The organism is Bacillus sp. BC08, from assembly GCF_054326875.1.
This window is the reverse complement of record NZ_JBTGPA010000037.1, coordinates 18,666-40,189: the sequence shown is the minus strand read 5'-3', so window position 1 is coordinate 40,189 and position 21,524 is coordinate 18,666. Positions and strand designations below refer to the sequence as shown.

Sequence of the window (21,524 nt, the reverse complement as noted above, 5' to 3'; positions counted from 1 at the left end):
TTTATTTCTTTAATTTTTTCAGTTGTTCACCAATAATATCACTTAATTGGAAAGTAGCAGAATCAGCATTTGGTTCATACTGACTGTAATCTTCAATTACATTATTTTCCTCAAGCGCTTCTTTTATACTTAAAGAAATACGTTTTTCTGCCACATGGACTTCAAGCACTTTCACTTTTACTTCTTGTCCCATTTCCAATACTTCACTTGGATTTTTCACGTGACGATTTGCAATTTGAGATACGTGCACAAGACCTTCAACGCCAGGTAAAACTTCAACGAATGCACCGAATGTAACAAGACGTTTTACTACTCCCTCACGAATATCTCCAGCTTTTAGTTCACCATCCACATTTTCCCAAGGTCCTGGTTGAGCTGCTTTAATTGATAAAGAAATACGTTGTGTATCAGCATCAACAGATAACACCTTTACCTTTACCTTTTGCCCTTGCTCTAATACTTCAGAAGGTTGCTCTACACGTTCGTGTGAAATTTGTGAAATATGAACTAAACCGTCCACACCACCAACATTTACGAAAGCACCAAAATCAGTTAATCGTTGTACTGTTCCTTCAACAACGTCGCCTTCTTTTAATGAAGAGATAGCTTCTTTTTTCTTAGAATCTAGTTCTAATTCTACTACTGCTTTATGCGAAAGGATTACACGATTTTTTTCGCGGTCTAATTCAACAATTTTCACAGCTAATGTTTTGCCTTTATAGTCAGTAAAATCTTCTACATAATGCACTTCTACAAGTGAAGCTGGGATAAAACCACGAACACCAAGGTCCACAACTAATCCACCATTCACGATATCTTTTACAGTCACATCAAATACATGACCAGAAGTAAATTTCTCTTGTAATTCTACCCATGCTTTTTCTGCATCAACAGCACGTTTAGATAAGACAAGATCATTCTCTTCTAATTTAATAACCTTTAATTCTAGTGTTTGATCTAATTCTACTACATCGCTTGCTTTTTCAATATGAACGTTAGCTAATTCACTAATTGGAATTACGCCATCTGTTTTGTATCCAACATTTACAAGCACTTGTTTCTCTTCAACCTTCGTTACAGAACCTGTAACAACGTCACCAACTTGTAATTCTTTTGAATCCATAACTTCTTCATTCATTTTCTCTACCATGGAAATACCTCCCTACAGAATTGACAAAGCATTTTTTATGTATATACGAAATGAAAACAAAGGTTTTCATTTGCATGTTTAAGAATTTATCATCACATACTCAGTTTTCATACATTTCACTAGAAAATATATTAAACCTATATAAATAGTATACAGCAAAATCATCTTGAAGAAAGTATGTTTTAAAATATAATAGCGAATATATTCTGAAAGTTTTATCCTTCTTTTACTAACTTCTTACAAATCCGATCATTTGTCAAGGAAAGAGACTCACAATTCACGCATCCTTTACATTTCTATACAAATAAAAAAAGAAAGAGGTTATCCCCTTTCTTTATTTCGCAAACACTCCTGAAACAATACTCATAATTTTTTGGACAACTTCTTCAATTGATAAAGAAGTTGTATCTAATTCCAATGCATCATCAGCTTTTTTTAGAGGAGAAACTTCGCGTTCTGAATCTAATTTATCACGCTGAGCAATTTCTTCTTTTAACTGCTCTAAATTAGAATCGAAACCTTTATCCATATTTTCTAAATGTCTTCTTTCTGCTCTTTCTTCAACAGAAGCAAGCATAAAGATCTTCACTTCAGCATCTGGTAACACATGTGTACCAATGTCACGGCCATCCATTACAACGCCGCCTTTTTCCGCTAACTCTTGTTGACGACGTACCATTTCTTCACGAACAAGACGATGTTTCGCCACAATAGATACTCGATTCGTCACATCAGGTGTACGAATTACTTCAGAAACATCTTGTCCATTTAAAAATACAAGTTGTGTATTTTCTCCTTGCTGAAACTCAATATTCACATTTTTTACAACTTCCATTAACTGCACTTCATTTTCAATGTCCACTTTTTGCTCAAGGGCTGCATATGTAATCGCACGATACATTGCGCCTGTATCAATATAAACGTAAGAAAGTTTCTTCGCTACTACTTTCGCAACTGTACTTTTTCCAGCAGCTGCTGGACCATCTATAGCAATTGAAATTCGTCTATCCATTGTAACACCTCATTTTTTCACTTATAAAACAAAACGAAAAGCAGGTATTCTCCTGCTTCTTCTCATTTGCTTCACGTCATTAAATCCTCAATTATTGTAGCATAATCCTTCATAGAAGAAAATGAAAACTACCTATTCACCTGTGAGGTTTCTACTTTGTTTTTTATTATGACACCTTCATAATAAACAATTTTAGATAAATATTTCACTGATGACTTATGTATAAATAACAATTGCACAACAGAAAGACAAATGAATTGTATTACTAATATACGAATAATAATTTTCTCGACCTTTTTCAACGTAATTGCTCCCTCCTATTCTATATTTACACTTTCCGTTTCGTGGTTTTACACATCGTACATATAGCAGTTAATTTTATTGTCATTTTCGAGGCATACTTTTATACATTTTCATTGTCGAATTTACTCAAAACATGTTATGTTCTAAATGTATTTTTTTACTTGAAAGGGGTATAAGCATTGAAAAGAATCCTAGTTTTACACACAGGTGGAACAATTGCAATGGAGGAAGATAAAGAAACTGGGGTCGTACAACCAGGTGAAAAAAATCCTCTTTTAAAATTTATTCCTGATTTAGAAGGCGATGTTGATTTAATCGTTGAAGACGTGTTCCATCTACCATCTCCTCATATGACACCGAGCGAAATGTTACAATTACAAGTCATCATCGATGAAAGAGTAAAACAAGACAACATTCATGGCGTAGTCATTACGCATGGTACGGATACATTAGAAGAAACAGCCTATTTCTTAGATTTAACAGTGCAGGCAACTATTCCAATCGTTGTAACAGGCGCAATGCGTTCTAGTAATGAATTAGGTGCTGATGGTCTATATAACTTCTTATCGGCTGTAAAAGTCGCTAGCTGTAGTGAAGCAGCTGAAAAAGGTGTTCTAGTCGTATTAAACGACGAAATTCATTGCGCTACAAATGTAACGAAAACACATACAAGTAACGTGGCAACATTCCAGAGTCCACAGTATGGACCAATTGGTATGGTAACAAAGCGCGGCGTTGTATTCCATCACGCTTTAGTACATCACGAAACATATTCAGTAAATAAAGTTTCTAAAAACGTAGTTGTTCTAAAAGCATACGCTGGTATGGACGATACATTGTTAGCAGCAATTGAAAACCTTCCAGTAGACGGGATTGTTATTGAAGCACTTGGACAAGGTAATTTACCCCCAAGAACACTTCCTAGTCTAGAACGATTAATAAACAAAGGAATTCCTGTCGTATTAGTTTCTCGTTGTTTCAATGGCATCGTTCAAGATGTATATTCATATGAAGGTGGCGGCAAGCAATTAAAAGATATGGGTATTGTATTCACATACGGTTTAAATGCTCAAAAAGCACGCATTAAATTATTAGTTGCATTAGAGAATACAAATTCTCATGAAACAATCCAAAATATGTTTATGCACGATTAAAAAAGAAGCTGTCGAAGTTTATTTCGACAGCTTCTTTTTACATTTCTCTCGTTGCAATGGTTTGCGCAATCGCATCCCCATGAAATCGACCGTTCTCAATAAATATTTCATTTGCATTATTTCCAGCAGCAATTACACCTGCAATGAAAATATTTTCAGCGTTCGTTTCCATTGTATCCTCTGTATAAATTGGGCGTCCTGTCTCTTCATCAATCCGAACCCCCATCTTCGTTAAGAAACTATGGTCAGGATGGTAACCAGTCATTGCAAATACAAAATCATTTTGGATTGTATATGCCTCATCATCAACTGTAAACGTTAATGTATGTTCAGTAATTTCTTTCACGTGCGCACCGAAATGCATTTGAATTGTGCCACTTCGTACTAATGCCTCAAACTCCGGCAAAATCCACGGCTTAATGCTTGGAGAGTACTCACTTCCGCGATATAAAACTGTTACACGTGCACCGGCTTTAACAAGTTCTAACGCAGCATCTACACTCGAGTTTTTCCCGCCTATAACTACTACATCTCGATCAAAATAAGGATGTCCTTCTTTAAAATAGTGAGCTACTTTCTTCAATTCCTCACCTGGAACATTCATATAATTTGGATTGTCATAATATCCAGTTGCTACAACAATATATTTCGCTATATATATTTCTTTACTTCCGTCACGCTTTGTTGTTTCAACATGAAAAACTTCTCCATCTTTTTGAACGTTCTCCACTCGTTCAAAAGCATTTACACGTACAGATTTACGTTTTACTACTTCACGATAATATGCAAGCGCTTGATTTCGAACAGGCTTACGATTTTCTGTAATAAAAGCTACATCACCAATTTCTAATTTTTCACTAGAAGAGAAAAATGTTTGATGAGTTGGATAATTATAAATCGCATTTACAATGTTTCCTTTTTCAATTACTAACGGATTTATCCCTACCTTTTGCAACGAAATTGCTGCTGCTAATCCGCACGGACCGCCTCCAATTATGATAGCTGTTTCTTTCTGCATACCCGGCTCACTCCTAGTCTTTGACCAATACACTATTTATTAAAACAAGAAAAAACCTACTTACAGCAGTAGGCACCTATCTTTATTGTATTCATTTTTCATATATTTGTCATCTAAACGAAACGTACATCCGATAGACATCTGCTAAAAACTGCTGAAATTTAATACCTTGTTTCCCTAATACATTTTCAGGATCGATCTTTCTAGCTGGGTCAAGTGTTTTATGTGATACGATAGCTTTTTTCGGATTCAAGCCGAAGTTTTGACATAAATACGCATGATACCACGTAAAACGGGTATATGCTTCCCAAAAGTTAACGTCACCACCATAACAAAGTTCCACTCCAATAGCAGCCTTATTAGCATCATAACCATATAAGTCATTATCTGTTGGCACACCATATCGAACATGATAGGCAACTTCATTTATGGGGATAATTTCTAATATTGTTTTATCATCTATAAATGTATGTGCCGAAGCTTTCGGTTGTATTTCATTAAAATAATCCCGATTCCCGATCGCATTGCTACCAGGGTTCCCCGTATCATGACTTACAATAAACCTTACTTTAGAAAGAGGAATTCCCGGTCTCGAACTTCCATACCCAATATAGTTACGCTCTATAGGAAACATCGCCATTACTACCAACTCCCACTTCAGAAGATTACTTTACTTCTTTATATATGTATTCGGTAGCAATGTCCTTATCGCATATTTCTTACGCGAAGAGAAAATCGAAAATATTTGATGTGAATACCATAAATAACAAAATACTTACAGCAACTCCATAAAAACCGTAAAACCAAACACAATCTTCTTTCGTGTCTAAACCGAAAAATTTATTTACTGATTGTAATAATGTGCCGCGCTTACTTTGTTTGTTTCTTAATACTTCCACTCGTTCTACAACATCTGCTGGCATCATAAATCTTTGGTCTACTGTCATTTTCATCATTTATCTCTCCTTAAAATCATTTCCGTTTTGTTTATCTAAGGAAAGTATAGCACATTTGTTCGTGTAGAACAAGCGTTCTTTTTATTTTTCTTTTTTATTTTCCAGCAAACCAAGTAAGAATCGAGATTACAAAGGCGATAATAGGCCCTACTACAACCAAACCAAATATTAAAAACAGCAGTCCTTCCCCGAACACCCGAACGACATTTGTTTTTGGAGCTTTCATCGTTCTTGCGAGTTCTCCCTCTAACCACTTAACTTTTTCTTCTAATTGTTCTACTCGTTCCATCATTTCATTTTCCATATACACCACCTCCTTCTTATACTTCAACAAAAAAACGTGATTCCCTCGAAAGGAATCACGTTTTCTCATAATATAATATTATACCCAACCTCTGAAGCGACTTGCTTCAGCCATTTTACGAACACCAACCATATACGCCGCTAAGCGCATGTTCACTTTACGAACTTGTGCTGTTTCATAAATAGAATCAAATGATCTTACCATTACTTTTTCTAAACGTTGTTCTACTTCTTCTTCAGTCCAGTAGTAACCTTGGTTATTTTGTACCCACTCAAAGTAAGATACTGTTACACCACCCGCACTTGCTAATACGTCTGGAACAAGTAAAATACCACGATCTGTTAAAATTTTAGTTGCTTCTAATGTTGTTGGACCATTTGCAGCTTCAACAACGATTTTCGCTTTAATATTGTTAGCATTTTCTTCTGTAATTTGGTTCTCAATTGCAGCTGGAACTAAAATGTCGCAATCAAGTTCTAACAATTCTTTGTTTGAAATTGTATTATTAAATAGTTTTGTTACTGTACCGAAGCTATCACGACGGTCTAATAAATAATCAATATCTAATCCGTTTGGATCATGCAATGCACCGTAAGCATCCGAGATTGCAATAACTTTCGCGCCTGCATCATGCATAAATTTAGCTAAGAAGCTTCCAGCATTACCGAATCCTTGAACAACAACGCGTGCACCTTTAATATCAATGTCGCGTTTTTTTGCAGCTTCGCGAATACAAATTGTTACGCCTTTCGCCGTTGCTGTTTCACGTCCATGTGATCCACCTAATACAAGTGGCTTACCTGTAATAAATCCTGGTGAATTAAATTCATCGATACGGCTATACTCATCCATCATCCATGCCATAATCTGAGAGTTTGTGAATACATCTGGAGCTGGAATATCTTTTGTCGGCCCTACGATTTGGCTAATTGCTCGTACATAACCGCGGCTTAATCTTTCTAACTCACGGAATGACATTTCGCGTGGGTCACAGATAATTCCACCTTTACCTCCGCCGTATGGTAAATCAACAATACCACATTTTAAACTCATCCAGATTGAAAGTGCTTTCACTTCATTTTCTGTTACATTCGGATGGAAGCGAATTCCACCTTTCGTTGGACCAACAGCATCATTATGTTGTGCACGATATCCTGTAAATATTTTAACAGTCCCGTCATCCATACGAACTGGTATTTTCACTGTCATCATACGAATTGGTTCTTTTAATAATTCATATACTTCGTTTGGATAACCCAATTTTTCTAATGCTTCACTAATAACAATTTGTGTCGAATTCAATAGTTCAAAATGTTGTTCCCTTTGTTGTTGTGTTTTTGTTTGAGTTCCCTTTTCGGCTACCATAGTAAGTAAACCCCCTGTAATTTCACTTGTTTAGTAAACCTTCATTGCCTAGTATACACCGTTAAATTTGGAATGCAATAGAAAACGCTAACAAATATATACAAACTATTTCCTGTTGCAAGCGTTTTCACTATCATTATAGTCCTTTTATCGCTTTTAGAAAAGTAAAATACTTAAATATTTAAATATTTTTTATTTTACTTATTATACAACACCTTAAGAAGATACTTTTAAGTAAAGAATGCCCCAGTATTTATGATTCCCACTATGCCATTAATCGTTTTGACATTTTCAGACCAATATTTTAGATTTTTCCAAATAAAAAACAAAACCTTAGCTTTGTTATATTAGCTAAGGTTTTGTTTTTTCACAAAGTAATTGTGTATTTGTTCAATTGCTTGAGAAGCCATTAATTCTTTACCATACTCCATTAGACGATAAATAGTTGCTGTAGACGGATTACCGTATTCCGCTAAAATAGCTATAAAATCTGCCTTCAGTAATTGAACTTGCTCCTCTTCTTCCATCCAAAGATAGAAACGACCATCCCACGTATATAGTTTTCCGCCAGTTACATCAAGGTTATATAAACGATTCGACAGGTTAATTACGTCATCTAGTGTAGCAAACTCATAAAGTATATGCTCGCTTTCATCTAGAGTCACTTGCATTTCAATAAACTCGTCACGGAACTCATCATCTGTATCCACATCTTGATGTTCTTTCGTTACAATTACGACCATTCCTTGCGCTTGTAGAGAAAATACTTCAACTGCAATTGGACCATCCGCTTCAAATCCTAGTTCCTTATTTGCTTCTTGCATCATATCACGAAATAATTGCTGTACTTTCGGTGCATTTCTCCATAAATCTTCTTTCGTTAATCCTCGTTCAGATAAATCATCAAATGTTAAGAAAATTTTTATCTTATTGTAATTTAATCGTTCCAGCCTCATCTCATACCCTCCCTACGTAACCAATGAATATAATTTTTATTATATGAAATAGAAAATAGATGGTTCTTTTCGAACAACTATTCTAACATTTTTAACCAATCATCCCATTCTTCTTTCGTATCACCAACTAGGCGTGTTTGAATGTTCAACTGATCTCGAGCACCTATTTCTCCTATAAATCCAACCGAAAGGTTCTCATTTTTTTCTTGCAACAAATTCATGTCGTCCATCACGTTCTTAAGTTCTCGTCCGTCCTCAAAAGAAACTAATACATATGTAGGTTGTATTTGCTCAACAGCTAACAAAATACCATCTTCCGCTAAGCTTGACCTAATATATATCACCTCGTATCCCTTTAAGCGTAAATACGTTGAGAAAACAAACCCTTTCAACATATTATTTTCTAACACGACAACTTTGTGTATAGAAGAAAATGATGATGCATTATGATACACCATTCCTAGTCGAGTTTGTAAAAATGATACAACATATTGGAATTGTAGCAATGTAACTTCATTATTATTTTTTAACGTTAATAATTTATTTGACACTTGAAGAACAATACTTGCTATAACTTTTTCTGTTGCATAAATACTAAAAGCCTCGTTTAACAATGCAGAAGTTGTAATTTCATCAAATTTTAACAAAGCTTGTAGTAAGTCGTCCACTAAAACAACTTCTCTATCGGAATGTATTTCTTTTTGAACGCTGCGCTGCAAACGATTCCCTTCTAATAATTGAACTGCTTGTCCAATCATCATGCCGGAAGAAACCTTGTCCATTAACCATTTCAAAATTTGAATATGCTCTTCTGTATATAATCGATGCCCCGCATGATTCCGCTTTGGGGCAATAATTTGATATCGTCTCTCCCATGCACGAAGCGTACTCGGCTGAATTCCAATTATATTCGAAACAGCTTTTATATTATATTTCCCGTTTAGAGTTGGCATCATTTCCCTCCGCATAACGTAATAATATGTGTTTGAGCAGGTGCTCGGAAGCGAAGTGGAATCAACGTTGTTCCATACCCATTACTAACAAAAAGAGTCATATTTGAATGCTTATATACGCCACCTTTTAAATATTTTTTAGATGGGAATAATCGAATCTGTCCCCCATGTGTATGTCCACTTAAAACAAGTGAAATTTGTTCTTTTCCAGACATTTTATTTATTATATCAGGGTTATGGCTAATTAATATGCGAAAACCATCTTCTTTGCAATCAGCCAATGCCAAATCTAAACGATCACGTTTCAAACCAACATCATCTACACCAAGTAAACAAATTTTTTCTCCTAGTTCAGACTCAAATACAACTCTTGTATTATCTAAAACTTTCACATTATTTTCTAATAACAAAGCATCTAATTCATGATATTCAATCTCATAATCATTATTTCCCCATACAAAATATACAGGAGCTATCGCTCTTAACTTTTGTATATTTGCAGAGATTTTCGATAAAGGGACACCTTTTTCCGCTAAATCACCGCCAATAATTACAAGGTCTACATTTCCTTTTACTTGTTCAATTAATGAACTTGAAATGACCCTTCTATGAATATCAGAAATAAAAAACACCTTTACTTTTTGAAAACTTTTCGGAAATTCTTCAAATATTAAAGTATGTTCTAACACAGTATCACGCATCGCTTCTGTATACATTACAAGAAGAAATATAATACCAATACATATGAGAGTACTTAATAAGATAATCCATATCATATATTGTTGACTCCCCTCCTCATAAAGATAATCCTCAGTTTTTATAGTAGGTATGTTACTAGCTATCCTGCTTTGCGGAATTTTCTTTTATCGGAATTTTTAATTCTTGACCAATATTCACTTCATCTTCTTGTAAATCATTATACTTTTTAATCACTTCGATCCCAGTTTCATCTGAAAAATATTGCTTCGCTATACTTTCTAAAGTTTCTCCCTCTTTCACCGTATGCGTTACTACTTTCTCAGATGGTGCCTCAGACTCAGATTTAGCTGAATCAAAGAAAATGACCTCAAACGCACTTTTCCCAGCGTTATTACCATCACTTTTCACCTGAATATATTTATCTGTATACCATAAAATACTAATTGGTAGTAATATGAATAGAAATGTTAAAACTCGGACGAAAATATGATTCATTTTAAACTTTTCTTTTTTCTCTTTATTTCTATGAATTTCACTACGCGGCGGTAAACTTTCTTTTTCTTCCACTCGCTCAACTTCTAATTCCTCTTCAAAATCAGGAATTCGTTTTCTCATGTTGTTCACCACCACCTTCCATTTATTTTCTTAATTGGAGTCCCATTATAAAATCAACAAGAAAGTGTGCAAAGATTGTTATAAACAAATTTCCTGTCCATTCAAATACATAACCAAAGACAAAACTAATGAAACAGACGAAACAAAACAAAAATGGCTTTTTTATATACCGAATATGTAATACTGCAAATACTAAACTCGCTATTACAATTCCAAAGTGCGTCTGCACTACACCTCTAAATAGAAATTCTTCTGCAAAACCGATAATGAACGTAATAACGAGTAGATGCATAACTGACATTCCTTGAAACATTCTATCGTTAATACCACCATCATCAAACCAAGACTCTGGAAATACCCGCATTGCAACATAATCTAATAACACAATACCAATTGCTAATAAGCCACCTATTATAAGTATAGACACCGGTTCCCATTTCCACAGACTATACACCGATTGTATATCTCGGAATAATATATATGCTAGTAAACAACCGGTACCGATAATAATGAACTGTGTGATATACAGATTCAGCCTTATTTCTTTTGGACTCATATCTTCAATATTATGCCTTTGAATGTTCATCATTCCCCCATCTTTTCTAGACCGAAAAGCTTTTGTAACTCTGTTTCCCAATTATAGTCGAAATCCGATTGTTGCGCTTGTCTTTTTTTATAATCTGTTTTTGTAATACCACAATAGTCACAGCAATTTTTTAACTCGTTCTCTTTTCTATAACCGAACTGTTGCAGCAAATATTCACGTCTACATCCTTTCACTTGTATCCATGATTTCATGTTTTCTAGCTCACTATATTTATTACGCAGCCTTATTTCTACTTCAGCTATTAATCTGTTCATAATTTCATCTGACAAGCTCTCTAATTTTAATTTTCGCTGTTGTATGATTCCAAGCTGTTCGAGATGATAGCGGATGAAACGCCAATATTGTTCATTAAATCTTGCTGCATTATAACAAATTTCTTCTACCTCTTCTATTGGTAATTCTTTCGTTTGAAACATTCTTTCTTGTAGTAAAGAAAATAAAAATTGTATTTGCGACTGACTTGGCAATTCATCTTCAATTATTGAAATTGGGAGATCGTGATCTAATGGACTACATAGTAAGATAGCTATACTCGGTTCACCATCTCTTCCAGCTCTTCCGATTTCTTGTAAATAGGAAGCTATATTAGTCGGATAATGGAAATGAATAATATAGCTCGTATTCGATTTATTTACTCCCATACCAAAAGCACTTGTACATATTACAAGCTGCAACTGGTCATTCATAAACTGTTGTTGAATTAACATACGCTCTTCATGTTCCATACCACCATGATAAAAAGCGACACCAGTCACGCCTTTTCCTCTTAAATATTCCGTTAAACGTTCTGTCCACGCTCTGCTTGAACAATATACAATTCCTGGTCCTTGTAAATACATCACCTGGTCCAAAAGTGCTTCTTTCTTCTCCTCTATCGTCTCCACAAATTGTACTTTCATTGCAATATTTGGACGATCAATAGAGTAGACATGCTGCGTCACTTTCTTCAAATCTAAACTCTCCGCTATATCTCGTAGCACATCTTTCGTCGCTGTTGCCGTTAATGCTAGCACCGTAGGAGACCCGATATTCTCAATGACTACATTTAGTTTTTTATAGTCCGGTCTAAAATCATAACCCCATTGTGAAATACAATGAGCCTCATCCACAACAAATAATGAAATATGAACTTTCTTCAATTCTCTTATTAACACTTCCGACTGCAACATCTCTGGTGAAACAAAAATAAATTTATATGAAGCTAATTTTTTCATCGCTTCTCTTTTTTCATGTAATGTCCGAAAACTATTAAATGCTATTACTCGGTTTTTCACAACATATTTCAATTGCGTAACCTGATCTTCCATCAAAGATAATAATGGTGATACAACAAGTACTGTTCCTTCTTGCATTAGCCCTGGAAGTTGATAGCACATAGACTTCCCTCTTCCAGTCGGGAGCATTGCTATAACATCTTTTCCGTCTAATAAATCTGTAATTACCCCTTTTTGCCCTGGTCGAAATTCAGAATATCCAAACCATCTATATAAATATTCCTCAAGCTTCATTTATACCCTCCATCCGCGCCAATACAAGACGGACCTCAAAATAAGAAATTCCCTCTCCAACCGCTTGTTTCAACTCACGCAACTTACGTGTTTGTAATGCTTCAATTACTTTTGTTACTTTATCTATTTTATCTTTTTCCATAAACATCTCGATTGAAAACTCTTTTTCCCGCAACGCAATTTCAACAAAATGATCTTCTATAGTTGCAACCTTTAAATTTCTAATTGTCGCTATTTCTTCTAAAGAACGTCCTTGTCTCCAAAAATTATATGTTTTTTTCGTTGATAAACTAAATAATTCAGCTCTCTCATTTGGGTAAGATATAATTTCTGCTAACAGCGGAAATTCATTTTCTTTATCGCGAACTTCTTGTATAAAGAAGTGAATTGTACCCCAAAATAAAAAGTACACCCGAAATATATCTTGTTTCGTAATTTCTGCTAATTGCTGCAATGTACACCCAATACGTTCATATCCTGTTAATCGATATGTTACAATTGTCGCTTCTACCACATCACCTTTTCCTAAAAGATTATGTATTTCTTTCCATAATCTTTTCGCCAATTCACTTCTCCTATACGGTATACCTGTTAAAAAACGTTTCACCCACACCGTTATTTCTGTATCTTGTTGGATGGGAATAAACTTCGTATTATTCTGTTGTAAATTAGATATAGTTTGAATAATTAATGATACTCTTTTCCAAAATGTTTCACCTAGTTCTCCATAGTGCAAACCATGTAAATGCGTGGGAAAAGCATACACTTCCTCCCATGTTTGCAACTGCATTTTACCTTTAGATGTTAACAAATATGTATTTTCATGTATTTCTTGAATCAAATCTGCTTGCAATAACTTTGCAACTTCACGATCATAGTCTGTTCTATTTAACGATTTATATATTCCAAACAAAAAAGAAATTCGGAACATATTTCCATCTTGTAACGTTTGCGAAGATCGTTTTCCTTTTAATAAATAATAAATAGAAGAAACGGTCCTTTCACCATTCAATTGTTTTAAACAATACAATAAAGTATATTGTAGTTGCATTACCGCTTCCACCTTTCAATCTAACTTAATTACTTTTTAGTATGATTGCACTATTAAACTTATCATATCGGCACTATGTACTTGTATATAGTATATTGTACCAAACGAAATAACATTTACGTATTTCGAAAATCTTGTGACATAATGCAAAAATTAGTTGACACTCTAATTGATAAGGATTATCATTATAATTTTATGTTGAAAAGTTTTAAAAACCGTTTTACAATAAGGTTATAATTTTTATGGCGAGCTTTTCACATACATATTATCAGGAGGGAAAAAAGATGGCAAAATATACAATCGTTGATAAAGATACTTGTATCGCATGTGGTGCTTGTGGCGCTGCTGCACCAGACATTTATGATTATGATGATGAAGGTATTGCATTTGTAACGTTAGACGATAACCAAGGTATCGTTGAAATTCCAGATGTATTAATTGAAGATATGATGGATGCATTCGAAGGTTGTCCAACTGACTCAATTAAAGTTGCTGACGAATCATTCGACGGCGACTCTTTAAAATTCGAATAGTCTTTTATTAACTTCAAAAAATATCCCTCATATTAATGAGGGATATTTTTTGTTCTCTATTTTCATTCTACTTAATAAAAAACCATTAGTAGTTCCATACTACTAATGGTTTTATTTTATATTTTATGCATTTTTCATTTTTGCAAACACCCATACTTTCAGGCGTGAGAATAACGCTACAAATACAATTGTCACAACAATTCCTTTAATCAAATTAAATGGTAAGATTGCCGTTACAACCGTTGTTCTTATAGCCTCGCTAGACATAGCTGGTGAATTTAAAAACCAAGTGTAAGCTGGGAATATAATGATGTAATTTAATACACTCATGATGAGAGCCATTGTAATTGTCCCTAGCATTAATCCTGTCGTTAAACTCTTAACAGTACGATACTTTCTAAATAAGAAAGCTGCCGGTCCAATAAATAAACATCCTGCAATAAAGTTAGCAATTTCTCCAACTGGTACTCCCGTTAAACTCCCTTGAATCCCGTAATGTAAAATATTCTTTATCGCCTCTACAATTATCCCTGCAACTGGCCCAAAAATAATCGCAGCAATTAGAGCTGGTACATCACTAAAATCAATTTTTAAAAATGGCGGAAGCCCTGGAAACGGGAAATCCAACATCATCAGTAAATATGCAATACTACTTAGCATCGCTACACTCACCATCTGCACTACACTGTTTTTTTGTTTCATCTTTCTCTCTCCTTTTCCATCGATCATCTCATGGAAAGTGGAAAGGTTCTGCTATGCCTACTTTTTCATAGAACGAAAAAACCCTTTGTGTTTTACACAAAGGGAGAATTTAAGGCACATCAAACAGACGTTCAAATCCATATCTTTTTTGAACGCTTGAACCTCCATCTTCTCCCATCCAGACTATACTGTCGGCTTTGGAATCACACCAAATCCTGCCTTAACGGCTCGCGGGCTTAGAACAAAATCACATATAGTTCATCACCGCCGGTCGGGATTTTCACCCTGCCCCGAAGATAGACCGATATTCTATTTTCCACTTCATTATACAACAACATGATCGTGTTGTGAACAAAAAAAGTGTAACTTATTAAAAATAAGTTATTAATTTTATATAACCGAAACCAATCACTATATTTTACAATACACCCCATATTTTTTAGTATTAGGCATTTCTCCTTTGAATCCACTAGTCATATATAGTTAAAAGTGATAAGATGTTGAATTGTTAAGATAAGAACATTTTCTGGATTATGGAGGAAATGTCATGAAGAAAGAAAAGAGACACTCTATTCGAGAAGCAATGAAAAAAAACTTAAGAAAAGAATACTTTTACTTAAAAAAAGAATTACTTTTCCACTGTCCAATTGATTTAGGCACATTCTCAAGCGAGACATACTATGCTGCTTTCGATGAAGATGGCATCAGTATTTATCAGTATGATAAAAAAACAGAGAGTAAATTAAAATTATGTGAGCGTCATCCGTGGAAGAGTTGGAATAAAGTGAAGATTGATCACTACTTGACAACTTCACAATTTATTTTTCAAGGGGAGCGAAACTGGATATTATCCCTTTTCCAAAAAGGAAAAGAAGCTCAAAAAATAATTGAAGAGCATACATCTTTACAAACTGAAGTTGTTTCCCGCTCTTTCTTAAAAAAACTTCCAGGGTTCCGTTCTAATGCACCGTTGAATAAATACATTGGCAGTATTTGCTACACTGCACTTATTGCATTTTTATTAAAATGGATGATTCCATTTCAAGCACCACAAATTGCCCTGTACTCCATTTCAATCGGTTGTATGCTTCTTGGTCTACTTTGTTTGACAATCGGTTTAATTGAACCGACAATTGTACTATTTCGGACAAACGAAAAAACAAGAACAAAAGTATTTTACTTATATAGCTACTTAGCTATTTCTGGATTTATATGTGTCTTTATTTTTTGGTAAAAGAAGAGCTAGTTTAACTAGCTCTTCTTTACTTTACGTATAATTGTTGATTTGGATAAATCCGATCTTGCTGCAGTCCATTTTTTTCTTTAACTTCCTTAACTGACATACTAAATTTCCGTGCAATACTAACTAAAGTGTCCCCTTTTTGAACGACATATAAGGATGAGGAAACGACTTCATTTCTCTGTTCATGTAAAACAAGCAATGGATTCATCGCATTCTTTTTCGCCAGCGTCCATCTTCCTTGATGAACTTCTAAATGTAAGTGTGCACCTCTTGATTCTCCTGTATTTCCTACTTCTCCAATTATTTCTCCTTTTGAAATATTATCCCCTTGAACTACATATCTCTTATTTAAATGTGCATACACGGCCTCATATTCTCCATGTTTAATAAATACAACGTTTCCATAACTACTTGAATAATAAGACTTTGTTACCTTACCTTCTTGAATAGCTGCCACAGGCGTGCCAATCGGTGCCGCTATATCTATACCGTAGTGTTTTCCATGCCTTGTCCCAAAATAATCACTTATCTGCCCTTCAACAGGCCATGTCCATCGATTTTCCTCTGCGTACACATGTAATTGAGATAATAACAATACCGTCAATAACATGACACCACATTTTAACACTTTCATATACATCCTCCGCTTTCTAATTAACACCATACCTTCTCTATTTTGGTATATTACAGAAAAAAGTATACAAAAAAAGAAAGTGAATCACTCCACTTCCTTCTCTTTTTTATCACGAAAAACGATTGCACTGCGATTATACTCCACATCTTTTACTTGTAATCGAGCGTTTATTACTCTAGCTACCGCAAACAAATAATCAGATAATCTATTTACATACTTTAGAACAACTTCATTTATTTCCCCTTCTTTTTGCAAGGACACTACACATCGTTCTGCTCGCCTTACAACTGTACGCGCAATATGAATAGCAGCTGCCGCTTCGCTTCCACCTGGTAAAATAAAACGCTCTAATGGCGGTGCTTCTTCTATATACAAATCAATCCTTCTTTCTAAGCTTTCAACCATTTCAATCGTTACTTTATAAGGAATTTTCCCCTCTACTATCGCCAAGTCTCCCCCGCAATCAAATAGTTCATGTTGAATATTTTCAAGTTCATTGTAAATATCTCCAAAAGACCCGCCTTGTAGCTTCGTCATTGCATATCCAATATGAGAATTCGACTCATCTATCGTGCCATATGCTTCAACTCTAATATTATCTTTATCCACTCTGCCGCCTATTACACTTGTTGTCCCTTTATCTCCTGTTTTCGTGTATAATTTCATCGCTTCATGACACCCCTCTTATTATTCTTCATTCGACTAAGATAGAAAAAAAGTTCTACTATTATTTATTTAATTGGTTTTACAAAAAAATAAAAAACAGTAGAACTTTATTCATTATCAACTTTAAAAACGCATATCTAAATTATACGATTCGGTAAATATACAGAGAATGTAGTTCCCTCTCCAACAACACTTGAAACAGCAATTTTGCCATCATGGCCTTGTACAATATTTTTTGCAATCGCAAGCCCAAGCCCTGTTCCAACTTTTTTTCCACGTGTTCTGGCTTTATCAGCTTTGTAGAAACGATCGAATAAAAATGGAATATCTTCTTCTGGAATGCCAGCGCCCGAATCTTGTACTTCAAAAATAAGACCATTATTTTTCGTATCAATTATAAGCGTTACATGGCCACCTGCATTCGTATGACGAATTGCGTTATCAATTAAATTCGTCAATACTTGTTCCATACGATCTGCATCAAATGGGTATTGCTCAATTGAATTTTGGAAATCAACCGTTAATGCGACTTCTTTATCCTTTGCAATCCCTTGGAATTTACGACCTATTTTTTCAACGAAAGGATGAATATCAACTTCACCTATATGTAACTCTACATTACCACTTTCCATACGCGCTAAATCTAATAGTTCATTTACAAGTTTACCTAAACGAACAGATTCATCATAAATGATTTGAACAAACTCATTAATTTCTTCTTTCGTTTGCACAATATCATCTAAAATCGCTTCACTATACCCTTGAAGCATTACCATCGGTGTACGGAGTTCATGTGATACGTTCGCAATAAAGTCTTGACGCATCTTCTCAAGACGGCGTTCTTCCGTCATATCACGTAATACAGCTACAGCGCCACGAATTTTCGTTTGGTTGTAAAGCGGCGTCATAAGAACTACATAATTCCCTTTTTGTAAGTTAATTTCAACCACTTGTTGTTGTTCACTTTCTACAACGAGATGGAATAGTTCAACAAGTTCAGAAGGTAGCTTTTTACTGAGCTCTATTTCTTTTTCTTCTTGCCAAACTTGTAAGAAATGTTCAGCCGGTGGATTGATTACAACGACTTCACCTTCTTGATTTAACGTAATAACCCCATCTGCCATACTACTTAAAATACTAGCTAACTGTTCTTTTTCTTGCTGCAGAGCATTCATATTAAACTTCAACTGTTTCCCCATTTGATTTAAGGCCGTTGCAAGCTCACCAATCTCGTCCTGAGATACCATAGGAGCTTTCGCATCAAACTTCCCACGCGCCACCTCAAAAGCAACCTCACGCATTTTGCGGAGTGGTGCTGTAATTCGAGTAGATAAGAAGAATGCAAAGAAAGTTGTTAATATAATCGCAATCCCTGCTGATAAGAATATAAAATCAGTCGTTTTCTCCATATTTTGTATTGGCATTTGTAAAGATTCATATACGAACACTGCACTTTGATTTTTTGATTGCACCGGTTTTCCGACAATTATAATATCATTTTCAGTATTTTTGTTTTTTCTACTATTAGAATCTTTTTTTATGTTATTCCTAATTTCTTTTTTGTCTATAAAAACAGCCGCTAATTCTTTATCTTCTTTCAAATTATCCATTGTAAGAGTGACTAACCCTACTTGTTTCGGCGAAGAAGAAATTTCTTTACCATCTTCTACAATAATAATCCGTGAAAGTGGATCAGAGAATTTGTACGCGATATTCTCAATCGTTTTTACATCGGCGCCTTCTTCAATTAACTCCGTAATACTTGTTGCAACTTTTTGAAGCCTAGCTTCACTCATATCAACATAATATGTTCTAAAAAACTGTGAAAGTAAAATCGCAACAAATCCAAGCACAAACGAAACGAGAAGTAATATGGTCATCCATAACTTCCCTACTACACTTCTCCAAAGCATCAGTCGTTCACAACCTCAAACTTGTAACCTACGCCCCAAACAGTAACAATCATCTTCGCAGCATCTGGTGATTTTTTGCTTAACTTCTCACGTAAACGCTTTACATGCGTATCAACTGTACGTAAATCTCCGAAGAATTCATATTGCCATACTTCTTTTAACAATTGCTCACGATCAAATACTTTATCAGGCGCTTTCGCTAAGAATAATAGTAATTCGTACTCTTTCGGCGTTAAGTTCACCTCATTACCATCTGCTGTAACACGGTGTGCATCATTATCAATCGTTAAATGAGGGAACACAGTAACATCTTTTGTCGTTGTATCTTGTGTAAAGAATGTTGTTGGTACAGAACGGCGTAAGACCGCTTTCACACGAAGCACTACTTCACGTGGGCTAAATGGTTTCACAATATAATCATCTGTGCCTACCTCAAACCCCTGTACTCGGTTTACTTCTTCACCTTTTGCTGTCAACATAATAATTGGCGTCGCTTTCTTCTCACGAACCCCTTTACACACTTCAATACCATCTTTACCAGGCATCATAAGATCTAATAGGATTAAATCGTAATCATTTTGTAACGCCATTTCTAAAGCTGTATCACCATTATCCGCTTCTTCAATTGTGTATTGTTCTCTTTCTAAATACATTTTCAACAAACGACGAATACGATCCTCATCGTCTACAATTAAAATTCTTGATTCATTTTCCATTTTTACCCGTTGCGTACTTTTACGACAACGGTTTACACCTACCCTTCTACACTATTATGTTGCGCTATTCTCGTTTATTTAAGCAATCTTCTAAATGTTTCGCTTCCCATATTATGCTTCACAAGAATAATAAAGTTTGTTCAATTTTTTTCCAAAACTATGTATTTTTTTTGAACAGTATATAATGTCCTCGACATCATTTTACAAAATCAACCGCTACTTTGTCATGTTTTTCTCAAAAAAGAAGAAAAGTTGACAAAAATAAAATAGGAAAGTGACATTCACTCTCCTATTTTATTTCTCTATGCGTATGAATGTAAACCCGCGATAATTAAGTTTACTACAATAAAGTTAAACATAATGATTGCAAAACCAATTACCGCTAACCACGCTGACTTCTCTCCATGCCACCCTTTTGATAAACGTAAATGTAATACCGCCGCATAAAAGAGCCAAGTAATAAGCGCCCAAACTTCTTTTGGATCCCAGCCCCAAAAACGTGTCCACGCTATTTGTGCCCAAATCATCGCAAAAATTAATGCACCTAATGTGAAAACTGGGAATCCAATTGCAATAGATCGATATCCGATTTCATCTAGTAAGTCACTATTCGTATTCTTTACTAACGGCTGAAGCGCCGCTGATACTCGTTTCCGTAAAACAAGTCTTAATACAATATAAAGTAACGTTCCGACTAACACAGACCAAATTACAGTATTTAATTTTTTCGCATTTACAATCGCTGGAACTTCAACTGTCGGCTCTAATTTATTTTCTGTCAATAACTTCCCTTCATGCGGTCCAACTAAAGCAGGAAGGTTGTACTTCATCTCCACTTGTTGTTCATTTTTATCAATCCATTGAAATTTCGCTTCATATTTCATACTAGAAAATACCGTTGTTACTCCAATAAATCCAACTGTACAAACAAGTGTGAACACGACCGCTTCTAACCAAAATGTACGTTTACTTCTCGTTGATTGATCTACATTCTTCAATAAATACATAACGCCCGTAATAAAACTAATTGCTAAAATTGCTTGTCCTGCTGCTGCAGTCGTCACGTGAATATGTAACCAATTACTTTTTAAAGAAGGAATAAGCGGAGATATTTCCCTCGGAAACATACTTGCATAGGCAATTAATAAAAGTGCAACTGGTAATGCAAAGAGTCCGATTATACTTACGCGATACATAAAATACATGACAATAAATGCTCCGACAAGCATCATGCCGAAAAATGTACCGAATTCAAAAAAGTTACTAACTGGTGCATGCCCTGATGCAATCCATCTTGTAACAAAATATACTGTTTGTGCAATAAATCCTAAAATTGTAATCGTTATTCCTATATTTGCCCATTTATGACCTTTTTCTTTAATTGCCCCCCCGAAAAATAGAGTTGCAATTAAATATAAAATAAATGCGGTAAAGAGAAAGTTACTACTTATTTGCACCATATCGTT

The 21,524-nt window shown here is 34.9% G+C and carries 24 protein-coding genes and 1 riboswitch; of the genes, 3 read left to right on the top strand and 21 right to left on the bottom strand.

Annotation, left to right across the window (positions count from 1 at the left end):
* Position 1 precedes the first annotated feature (1 nt).
* The 3 genes from rpsA to ACXVYO_RS23835 all read right to left on the bottom strand — a co-directional run bounded on the left by rpsA (position 2) and on the right by ACXVYO_RS23835 (position 2,464).
* Positions 2-1,150: a 30S ribosomal protein S1 gene (gene rpsA / locus ACXVYO_RS23845; RefSeq protein ID WP_458468659.1), complete on the bottom strand. Its 1,149-nt coding sequence runs from the start codon at positions 1,148-1,150 to the stop codon at positions 2-4.
* Positions 1,151-1,484: 334 nt separating this feature from the next.
* Positions 1,485-2,162, bottom strand: coding sequence for a (d)CMP kinase (gene cmk, locus ACXVYO_RS23840; RefSeq protein WP_458468658.1), 678 nt, complete (start codon positions 2,160-2,162; stop codon positions 1,485-1,487).
* 128 nt (positions 2,163-2,290) lie between these two features.
* A complete protein-coding gene (locus ACXVYO_RS23835) occupies positions 2,291-2,464 on the bottom strand; it encodes a DUF5359 family protein (protein WP_458468657.1) in 174 nt (57 codons plus the stop codon).
* Positions 2,465-2,644: 180 nt separating this feature from the next.
* Between ACXVYO_RS23835 and ansA the strand changes: the two genes are divergently transcribed.
* Positions 2,645-3,619 (top strand): asparaginase, encoded by a 975-nt coding sequence (ansA, locus tag ACXVYO_RS23830; RefSeq protein ID WP_458468656.1) that lies wholly within the window; start codon positions 2,645-2,647, stop codon positions 3,617-3,619.
* 37 nt (positions 3,620-3,656) lie between these two features.
* On the opposite strand, the gene ACXVYO_RS23825 is transcribed toward ansA, so the two are convergent.
* The 12 genes from ACXVYO_RS23825 to ACXVYO_RS23770 form a co-directional block, all read right to left on the bottom strand.
* Entirely contained in the window at positions 3,657-4,637 is a 981-nt protein-coding gene (locus tag ACXVYO_RS23825) for a YpdA family putative bacillithiol disulfide reductase (protein ID WP_458468655.1), read from the bottom strand.
* 109 nt (positions 4,638-4,746) lie between these two features.
* Positions 4,747-5,277 carry a peptidoglycan recognition protein family protein gene (locus tag ACXVYO_RS23820; RefSeq protein ID WP_098670532.1) on the bottom strand — a complete coding sequence of 177 codons (531 nt, stop codon included), beginning with the start codon at positions 5,275-5,277 and terminating at the stop codon, positions 4,747-4,749.
* A gap of 79 nt (positions 5,278-5,356) precedes the next feature.
* On the bottom strand, positions 5,357-5,593 hold the full coding sequence (locus tag ACXVYO_RS23815; RefSeq protein WP_001983018.1) for a DUF3961 domain-containing protein: 237 nt from the start codon (positions 5,591-5,593) through the stop codon (positions 5,357-5,359).
* Positions 5,594-5,687: 94 nt separating this feature from the next.
* Entirely contained in the window at positions 5,688-5,897 is a 210-nt protein-coding gene (locus ACXVYO_RS23810) for a hypothetical protein (protein ID WP_458468654.1), read from the bottom strand.
* 78 nt (positions 5,898-5,975) lie between these two features.
* Complete coding sequence (gene gudB, locus ACXVYO_RS23805; protein WP_000225171.1) at positions 5,976-7,262, bottom strand: NAD-specific glutamate dehydrogenase; 1,287 nt, start codon at positions 7,260-7,262, stop codon at positions 5,976-5,978.
* Between the two features lie 347 nt (positions 7,263-7,609).
* Positions 7,610-8,218, bottom strand: a complete 609-nt coding sequence (locus tag ACXVYO_RS23800; protein ID WP_001235391.1) for a genetic competence negative regulator — start codon at positions 8,216-8,218, stop codon at positions 7,610-7,612.
* 77 nt (positions 8,219-8,295) lie between these two features.
* A complete protein-coding gene (locus tag ACXVYO_RS23795) occupies positions 8,296-9,171 on the bottom strand; it encodes a MerR family transcriptional regulator (protein ID WP_458468653.1) in 876 nt (291 codons plus the stop codon).
* On the bottom strand, positions 9,171-9,947 hold the full coding sequence (locus ACXVYO_RS23790) for a metallophosphoesterase (protein WP_458468652.1): 777 nt from the start codon (positions 9,945-9,947) through the stop codon (positions 9,171-9,173). Before ACXVYO_RS23790 ends, ACXVYO_RS23795 begins: the two co-directional genes overlap by 1 nt.
* A gap of 58 nt (positions 9,948-10,005) precedes the next feature.
* On the bottom strand, positions 10,006-10,485 hold the full coding sequence (locus tag ACXVYO_RS23785) for a LysM peptidoglycan-binding domain-containing protein (RefSeq protein WP_458468651.1): 480 nt from the start codon (positions 10,483-10,485) through the stop codon (positions 10,006-10,008).
* 22 nt (positions 10,486-10,507) lie between these two features.
* Positions 10,508-11,071, bottom strand: a complete 564-nt coding sequence (locus ACXVYO_RS23780; RefSeq protein WP_458468650.1) for a CPBP family intramembrane glutamic endopeptidase — start codon at positions 11,069-11,071, stop codon at positions 10,508-10,510.
* On the bottom strand, positions 11,071-12,600 hold the full coding sequence (locus ACXVYO_RS23775) for a RecQ family ATP-dependent DNA helicase (protein ID WP_458468649.1): 1,530 nt from the start codon (positions 12,598-12,600) through the stop codon (positions 11,071-11,073). Before ACXVYO_RS23775 ends, ACXVYO_RS23780 begins: the two co-directional genes overlap by 1 nt.
* Positions 12,590-13,651: a helix-turn-helix domain-containing protein gene (locus tag ACXVYO_RS23770; RefSeq protein WP_458468648.1), complete on the bottom strand. Its 1,062-nt coding sequence runs from the start codon at positions 13,649-13,651 to the stop codon at positions 12,590-12,592. The genes ACXVYO_RS23775 and ACXVYO_RS23770 overlap by 11 nt, the downstream gene beginning before the upstream one ends.
* A gap of 284 nt (positions 13,652-13,935) precedes the next feature.
* Between ACXVYO_RS23770 and ACXVYO_RS23765 the strand changes: the two genes are divergently transcribed.
* The gene (locus tag ACXVYO_RS23765) at positions 13,936-14,184 is read left to right on the top strand and encodes a ferredoxin (protein ID WP_001151994.1); all 249 of its coding nucleotides are present in this window, start codon (positions 13,936-13,938) and stop codon (positions 14,182-14,184) included.
* Positions 14,185-14,307: 123 nt separating this feature from the next.
* Here the strand turns inward: ACXVYO_RS23765 and ACXVYO_RS23760 are convergent, their stop codons facing one another.
* Positions 14,308-14,886 (bottom strand): ECF transporter S component, encoded by a 579-nt coding sequence (locus ACXVYO_RS23760; RefSeq protein WP_000810851.1) that lies wholly within the window; start codon positions 14,884-14,886, stop codon positions 14,308-14,310.
* Positions 14,887-15,048: 162 nt separating this feature from the next.
* Positions 15,049-15,188, bottom strand: a riboswitch (FMN riboswitch).
* A gap of 245 nt (positions 15,189-15,433) precedes the next feature.
* Between ACXVYO_RS23760 and ACXVYO_RS23755 the strand changes: the two genes are divergently transcribed.
* Positions 15,434-16,120 (top strand): hypothetical protein, encoded by a 687-nt coding sequence (locus ACXVYO_RS23755; protein ID WP_061677822.1) that lies wholly within the window; start codon positions 15,434-15,436, stop codon positions 16,118-16,120.
* Positions 16,121-16,148: 28 nt separating this feature from the next.
* Here ACXVYO_RS23755 and ACXVYO_RS23750 read toward each other — a convergent pair whose 3' ends face one another.
* The 5 genes from ACXVYO_RS23750 to resC all read right to left on the bottom strand — a co-directional run bounded on the left by ACXVYO_RS23750 (position 16,149) and on the right by resC (position 21,518).
* Positions 16,149-16,763: a peptidoglycan DD-metalloendopeptidase family protein gene (locus tag ACXVYO_RS23750; RefSeq protein ID WP_458468647.1), complete on the bottom strand. Its 615-nt coding sequence runs from the start codon at positions 16,761-16,763 to the stop codon at positions 16,149-16,151.
* A gap of 84 nt (positions 16,764-16,847) precedes the next feature.
* On the bottom strand, positions 16,848-17,429 hold the full coding sequence (locus tag ACXVYO_RS23745; RefSeq protein ID WP_073517751.1) for a cob(I)yrinic acid a,c-diamide adenosyltransferase: 582 nt from the start codon (positions 17,427-17,429) through the stop codon (positions 16,848-16,850).
* 137 nt (positions 17,430-17,566) lie between these two features.
* The gene (gene resE / locus ACXVYO_RS23740) at positions 17,567-19,342 is read right to left on the bottom strand and encodes a sensor histidine kinase ResE (protein WP_458468646.1); all 1,776 of its coding nucleotides are present in this window, start codon (positions 19,340-19,342) and stop codon (positions 17,567-17,569) included.
* On the bottom strand, positions 19,342-20,058 hold the full coding sequence (resD, locus tag ACXVYO_RS23735; protein ID WP_000426862.1) for a DNA-binding response regulator ResD: 717 nt from the start codon (positions 20,056-20,058) through the stop codon (positions 19,342-19,344). Before resD ends, resE begins: the two co-directional genes overlap by 1 nt.
* A gap of 302 nt (positions 20,059-20,360) precedes the next feature.
* Entirely contained in the window at positions 20,361-21,518 is a 1,158-nt protein-coding gene (resC, locus tag ACXVYO_RS23730) for a cytochrome c biogenesis protein ResC (RefSeq protein WP_458468645.1), read from the bottom strand.
* Positions 21,519-21,524 lie beyond the last annotated feature (6 nt).